Source organism: Frankia sp. EI5c (genome assembly GCF_001636565.1).
In the GTDB taxonomy this organism is placed as follows: Bacteria; Actinomycetota; Actinomycetes; order Frankiales; family Frankiaceae; genus Parafrankia.
Map to the genome: position 1 here is coordinate 130,850 of NZ_LRTK01000011.1, position 6,000 is coordinate 136,849.

At 73.1% G+C, this 6,000-nt stretch carries 6 protein-coding genes and 2 pseudogenes; 3 read left to right on the forward strand and 5 right to left on the reverse strand.

The annotated features are described in order from the left end of the window. Positions 1 to 81: 81 nt before the first annotated feature. Positions 82 to 995 (forward strand): LLM class F420-dependent oxidoreductase (locus tag UG55_RS08985; RefSeq protein ID WP_242424041.1); only part of this gene is annotated, 914 nt, incomplete at its 3' end. Between the two features lie 97 nt (positions 996 to 1,092). On the opposite strand, the gene UG55_RS08990 is transcribed toward UG55_RS08985, so the two are convergent. After that, on the reverse strand, positions 1,093 to 2,130 hold the full coding sequence (locus UG55_RS08990; RefSeq protein ID WP_199865085.1) for an Lrp/AsnC family transcriptional regulator: 1,038 nt from the start codon (positions 2,128 to 2,130) through the stop codon (positions 1,093 to 1,095). Positions 2,131 to 2,259: 129 nt separating this feature from the next. Here UG55_RS08990 and UG55_RS34295 point away from each other — a divergent pair. Together UG55_RS34295 and UG55_RS34300 are read left to right on the forward strand one after the other, a co-directional pair. Then, positions 2,260 to 2,954, forward strand: a 695-nt coding sequence (locus tag UG55_RS34295) for an MFS transporter (RefSeq protein WP_255360450.1), incomplete at its 3' end; no start/stop codon positions are given. Position 2,955: 1 nt separating this feature from the next. Further along, a pseudogene (locus UG55_RS34300) lies at positions 2,956 to 3,777 on the forward strand (MFS transporter); the annotation flags it as partial. Positions 3,778 to 3,820: 43 nt separating this feature from the next. Here the strand turns inward: UG55_RS34300 and UG55_RS09000 are convergent. From UG55_RS09000 to UG55_RS09010, 4 genes and pseudogenes are all read right to left on the reverse strand, one after another. Continuing rightward, on the reverse strand, positions 3,821 to 4,636 hold the full coding sequence (locus UG55_RS09000; RefSeq protein ID WP_066065628.1) for an NAD(P)-dependent oxidoreductase: 816 nt from the start codon (positions 4,634 to 4,636) through the stop codon (positions 3,821 to 3,823). Between the two features lies 1 nt (position 4,637). Further along, positions 4,638 to 4,944, reverse strand: a 307-nt coding sequence (locus UG55_RS34305) for an SDR family oxidoreductase (RefSeq protein WP_242424029.1), incomplete at its 5' end; no start/stop codon positions are given. Between the two features lies 1 nt (position 4,945). Beyond that, a pseudogene (locus UG55_RS34310) lies at positions 4,946 to 5,390 on the reverse strand (SDR family oxidoreductase); the annotation flags it as partial. 73 nt (positions 5,391 to 5,463) lie between these two features. Then, positions 5,464 to 6,000, reverse strand: a 537-nt coding sequence (locus UG55_RS09010; RefSeq protein ID WP_242424030.1) for an SAM-dependent methyltransferase, incomplete at its 5' end; no start/stop codon positions are given.

The window sequence follows — 6,000 nt, forward strand, 5'->3', positions numbered from 1 at the left end:
GGGCGAGCGTGTCCGGCCGGACACGGAGATAATTCGCGGGTGATCCGGACAACAGACGAGCAGACGCCCCGCCGCTGGGGGATGACGATCCCGCTTCCAGGCACCCCGCTGCCGGAGCTGGGGGCGCTGTGTACCCGGCTGGCGGACGACGGTTACACCGACGTCTGGTCGTCCGAGGCCACTGCGGGTGACGGGATCATCCCGCTGGCGCTCGCCGCTGCCGAGCCGCGGCTGCGCCTCGGCAGCGCGATCATCCCGGTCTACACCCGGGGGCCGGCGCTGTTGGCCCAGACAGCGGCGACGCTGGCCGCGGCGGCTCCCGGCCGGTTCGTCCTCGGTCTGGGCACCTCGTCCAACGTGATCGTCTCGAACTGGAACTCCATCCCGTTCACCCGGCCGTACCAGCGGGTGCAGGACACGGTGCGTTTCCTGCGCGCGGCCTTCGCGGGTGAGAAGATCGACACGGAGTTCCCGTCCTTCACCGTCCGCGGGTTCCGGCTCGGAGTCACTCCGCCGGCCCCGCCGAAGATCATGGTCGCCGCGCTGCGGCCGCGGATGCTGGCCCTCGCCGGCCGCGAGGCGGACGGAGTGATCCTCAACTGGCTGTCGCCCGAGGACTGCGACACCGTCATCCCGCACGTGCGCGAGCACGGCCCCGACGCCGAGGTCGTCGCCCGGATCTTCGTCCACGTGCATGACGGTGACCCGGCGGCGGCCCGGGTGGCGCTGCGGCAGATGATCGCCGGCTATCTCACGGTTCCGGTGTACCGGCAGTACCAGATCTGGCTGGGCCGGGAGGCGGCGCTGGCCGGGATGTGGAAGGCCTGGGAGGCCGGCGACCGGAAGGCCGCGTTGGCCGCGATCCCCGACGAGGTCGTGGACGACCTGATCGTGCACGGCACCCCCGAGCAGTGCCGTGCCCGGCTGCGCCAGTACGTCGAGCGCGGGGTGACCACACCCGTCCTCGCGATCACGAACAGCGGGCCCGACCTGGCNGGCATCGTCTCCGCGCTCGCCGACCGGTAGGCCGGGTTCCGGGCACGCCGTTCCGGGGCCGTTCCGGGGCCGTTCCGGGGCTGTTCCGGAGCAGCCTCATCTCGGGGGGACGATCATCATCTCGTGCTTGACGGTGCGGACCACCGGGGCGCTTTCCAGGCCGTGGACGGCGGCCAGCGCACCGACCCGCTGCGTGATGTAGCGGAACAGGTCGGCGCCGTCGCGGCAGGCGGCGGCCGCGACGATGTTCGTGGTCCCGGTTGTCGCGCCGGCGAAGACGATCTCCGGATGGCTGGCCATCGCGGTCCCGACGGCGACCAGGTCGGCGGGCGCGACGGACAGCCAGATCCGGGCCAGGACGTGCGGCCCGAGGATCTCGTGGGCGACGTCCAGATCGAAGTACACCGCGCCCAGCGCGCGCAGGGCCTCCAGCCGGCGGCGCACGGAGGACTCCGAGCGGCGCAGCAGGGCCGCCAGCTCCGGGTACGAGCGTCGGCCGTCCTGAGCGAGGGCGGTGACCAGCTCGCGGTCCTCGGCATCCAGCACATCCGATGGCGGGTCGGCGAATGGCGGGTCGGCCGGTGGCACCATCGGTTCCGGCTGCCCGGCGGGTGCGTACCCGGATGCCAGCGCTGAGACCTGTTGCTCGCTGAGGGCGCCGAGGCGCACCCAGGCGCGACCGGTGGGATGCCCGACCATGCCGCCCGCGAAGAAGTGGATCACCTGCTGGGCGGTGATCGACTGGATCTGGGCCGTGCGTGGCAGCTTGCGCAGCAGCAGCGCGTCGTGTTCCGCGGCCGTCCAGGAGCGGACGTTGCACGAGATCTCGGTGCCACCGGAGAGAAGGGTCACCCAGGAGGTGTCCGGCCGCTGGGCCAGCGCGTCCGCGACCGCCTGCGCGGCGTCCGGGGCGCAGCGCAGCCGGATCATCCAGTGCCCGTGCCCGAACCGGTGGACGTTGGGGAGCGCGAAGACCCGCAGCACGCCCGCGGTGACCATCCGCCGGTAGCGCCGCGCGACCGTCTGGTCGGCGACGCCCAGCACCGCTCCCAGCCGGCTGAACGGCACCCGTCCGTCGATCTGCAGGGCCTGCACGATCTGCCGGTCAAGGTCGTCGAAGACGAAGGATGCCACCAGAACAGCCTATGCCGATGTCGAGATCCGCCGGATTCGCCTGTCAGCGGGTCGACTGTGCTCTGCGCTGCCCGAGTGTGAGGCAGTGGCCGGCCCGCCCGGGGCGGCGCGGACGAAGACGGAGAGAACATGCGGAAGTGGTTGCCGCTGGTGGCGATCTGCCTCGGAACCTTCATGCTGCTGGTCGACATAACGATCGTCACCGTGGCGCTGCCCGACATCGCGGTCAGCCTGGACGCCTCGTTCTCCGATCTGCAGTGGGTCATGGACATCTACGCGCTCGCGCTGGCGGCGCTGCTGCTCGGTGTCGGTGCGCTCGCGGATCTGTGGGGGCAGCGCCGGGTCTGTCTCGGCGGGCTGGTCCTGTTCGCCGTGGCATCGCTCGCCTGCGGGCTCGCACCCGGAGCCGGCGCGCTCGTCGCCGCGCGGGGACTCCAGGGAATCGGCGGCGCGGCGATGTTCGCCACGACCATGGCGCTGATCGCCAGCACCTACCGCGGGCGGGACCTCGGCGTGGCCTTCGGGGCCTGGGGTGCCGTGAACGGCGCGGCGGCGGCCGTCGGGCCGGTGCTCGGCGGCCTCCTGACCGAGCACCTCAGCTGGCGGGCGATCTTCCTGGTCAATCTGCCGCTGAGTGTGGTTGCCGTGGCACTCACCCTGGCCTACGTCACCGAGTTCCGCCGGCCGAGCGGTGCCCGGGTCGACCTGGCCGGGACGGTCACGTTCACCGTCAGTGCCGCGGCGCTCGTGTACGGCCTGATCAGAGCGGGGGAGCACGGTTGGGGTGCCGCCGGCACGCTGTCGCTGCTCGGGCTGAGCGCCGCNGCCCTCGCCGTCTTCCTCGCCGTCGAGGCTCGTGGTGCCCACCCACTGCTCGACCTCGGGCTGTTCCGGCGCGGTGGCTTCGTCGCGGCGCTCGTCGCCGGGCTGAGCCTCTCCGCGGCCGCGTTCTCCGTGCTCACCTTCACCTCGGTCTGGCTGCAGGCGGTACTGGGGCAGAGCCCGGTGCGGGCCGGCCTGACGCTGCTGCCGATGGCGCTGGCCGCGTTCGTCGTCGCCGGGCTGGGCGGGCGGTTCCTGCACGCGGTGTCACCCCGGCTGACCATCGGCGTGGGACTGCTCCTGGTCGGCGCCGGCTCGGCGGCCCTGAGCCGGTTGGACGGCGGCTCGGACGGGGCGAGCCTGATCGTCGGCCTGGTCATCGTCGGGATCGGTGTCGGCCTGGCCATTCCCACGCTGAGCACGGCGGTGATGTCGGCGGTGCCCCCACACCGCGGCGGGATGGCCGCGGGTGCGCTGAACACGTTCCGCCAGCTCGGGTTCGCGCTCGGAATCGCGGTGTTCGGCGTGCTGTTCCACGATGGCATCCGCGACCGGCTGAGCGGGCACGCCCCGGACCCGGACGCGCTGGCCGGCGCGGTCGGGCAGGGGCAGGCCGGCGGTGACCTCTCTCCGGACGTGCTGGCCGCGATCCACTCCGCGGTGCCGGACTCGCTCGGGGACGTCTACCTGATCGCGGCGGTGGTGGCTGTCGTCAGCGGGCTCGGAGTGCTCGCGCTCATGCCGCGCTCCCCAGCTCAGCATGGGCCGGCTGCTCAGGGTGCGCCGGCGGCTCAGGACGCGCCGGCGTCCGCGCCTGCCGGGTGACCGGCGCCGGCGGCCCCGGGGCCGTGGTCCGCGGCGGCGCCCGCTACCCCTCGCCGGTGCTCAGCGCGGCGACGAGCCGCCGGGCCACTTCGACAAGCTCGCGGCCGGGCGCCGAGCCGAGCGCCTCGGCCATCAGCGTGACGTCCTTGGCGAGGGTCGGCCCGGCCGGCGACTCGGCGACGGCGGCCAGCGACCCGGCTCGCAGCCGCACGCCGGAGGCCACGCAGGACGAGCTGCTCGTCGACAGCACCTCCATGAGACCGGCTGGGTCGACACCGAGGGAGCGCCCCGCGGCCATCGCCTCGTCCGCCAGCGCGATCTGCGCGGCGAGCAGCGTGTTGTTGATGAGTTTCGCGTTCGATCCCGCGCCGATCCCGCCGAGGTGCACCACATGGTTGGCGAACGCCGCCAGCAGATCCGAGACGTCGGCGAGGGCCCCGGGGTCACCGCCCACCATGACTGTCAGCTCGCCGGTCAGCGCACGCGGCGCGCCCCCGCTCACCGGGGCGTCGAGGACCCGCAGGCCGAACCCCTCCGCCCGCTCGGCGATGGCCCGGATCTGCGCCGGTGACACCGTGCTGTGCACGAGCACGACGGTGCCCGGGGCGGCGGTGCCGGCGAGCCCGTCCGGCCCGAACAGGACCTCCTCGACCCCGGCGGCGTCGAACACGCAGATGCCGACGGCCTCGACCCGCGCCCCCAGCGCGGCCGGGGTCGCGGCGACGAAGACCTCCGCGCCGGCGAACGGCTCCAGCGACGCCGGCCGGCGGGCGTAGAGGGTGAGCTCATGCCCGGTGGCCAGGATCCGCCGCGCCATCGGCAGACCCATGCTGCCCAGGCCGATGAACCCGATCTTCATATCAGCCGAGATCCAGCGGAGCCGGGACGTAGCGGGTGGGCGGCCGCCCCGGGGTGAGGACCAGCTCCGTGCCGGGCTCGCCGGTCCGCAGCGTCGCCACGATCGCCGCGGCCACCTCGTCCGCAGTCAGCATGGGAATGCCCGCGGAGCGGAAGTGCTCGCGTGCCCCGGCTGTCAGCGGGGTCTCGACCAGGCCCGGGCAGACCGCGCCGAGCCGGATCCCCTCCCGCGACAGCGGGCCTGACAGCGCCCGGACCAGGCCGATCACCGCGTGCTTGGTCATGGTGTAGATCGGGTCCTGCTCCACCNCCCGCAGCGCCGCGTGCGAGGCGGTGACGACGATCGAACCACCCCCGTGGCGGCGCATCACCGGCAGCGCGCCGCGCAGTCCGTAGACCACGGAGTGCTGGTTGACCCCGACGATCGCCTGGTAACGGTCGAGGTCCAGGGTTGCCGGGTCCTTGTCGACACTGTTGTGGCCGGCGTTGAGCACCAGCAGGTCGAGCCGGTCGCCGGCCACCGCGACCATCCGCAGCGAGAGTTCGGGGTCGGTGAGGTCACCCACCAGCGCGTCACCACCGACGGACGCGGCGACCTCGGCGACCGCGGGGTTGCGGTCGACGAGGACGCAGCGTGTGCCCGCGCCGGCCAGCCGGCGCGCGACCGCCTCCCCGATGCCACCGGCGGCACCCGTGATGACCGCGGTCTCGCCGCCGCTCGTGCTCGCACCGCCGCTCGTGCTCGTCTCGCCCACCGCCCCTCCTCCGTCCCCGCCAGCTTCCTCCGGAGGGTCCTCCCCCTGCCAGCTGTACCCGCGGGCTGGTGGCCTACGGCTTGCGGGCGACACCGCCGTACATGTAGACCTGCCGGTCGTCCAGCGCGGCCGACGCCGCGTCGGGGTGCCAGCGGTGGACGAGGGTGATCCCGGGGTCGAGGAGTTCCAGGCCCCGGAAGAAAGTCTCGACGGTCCCCTTGTCCCGCGCGGTCAACGGGATTCCGCTGGTCCGGTAGGAGGCGACGCCCGCGTGCACCTCCTCGGGTGCGAAGTCGGCCGTGGTGGTGGAGAGCGCCAGCATGCTGCCCGCCGGCAGCGGGTCCATGAGCTGGTCGATGACGCTGTGCACAACCGTGTCGTCCGGGATGAAGTGCACGATCGCGATCAGGCTGACCGCGACGGGCTGGTGCAGGTCGAAGGTCGTGGTGAGCTGCTCGGACTTCAGGATGCTCTCGGGCTCGGTGAAGTCGGCGTCGAGGTAGGCGGTGCGGCCTTCCGGGGTGCTGGTGAGCAGGGCGCGGGCGTGCACCAGCACGATGGGGTCGTTGTCGACGTAGACGATCCGCGACTCGGGCGCCACCTGCTGGAC

What these genes read in the sequence shown, in the direction of transcription:
- UG55_RS09000 (WP_066065628.1), bottom strand. Translation starts at nt 4,636, where the DNA reads ATGAAGATCGGGTTCATCGGCCTGGGCAGCATGGGTCTGCCGATGGCG.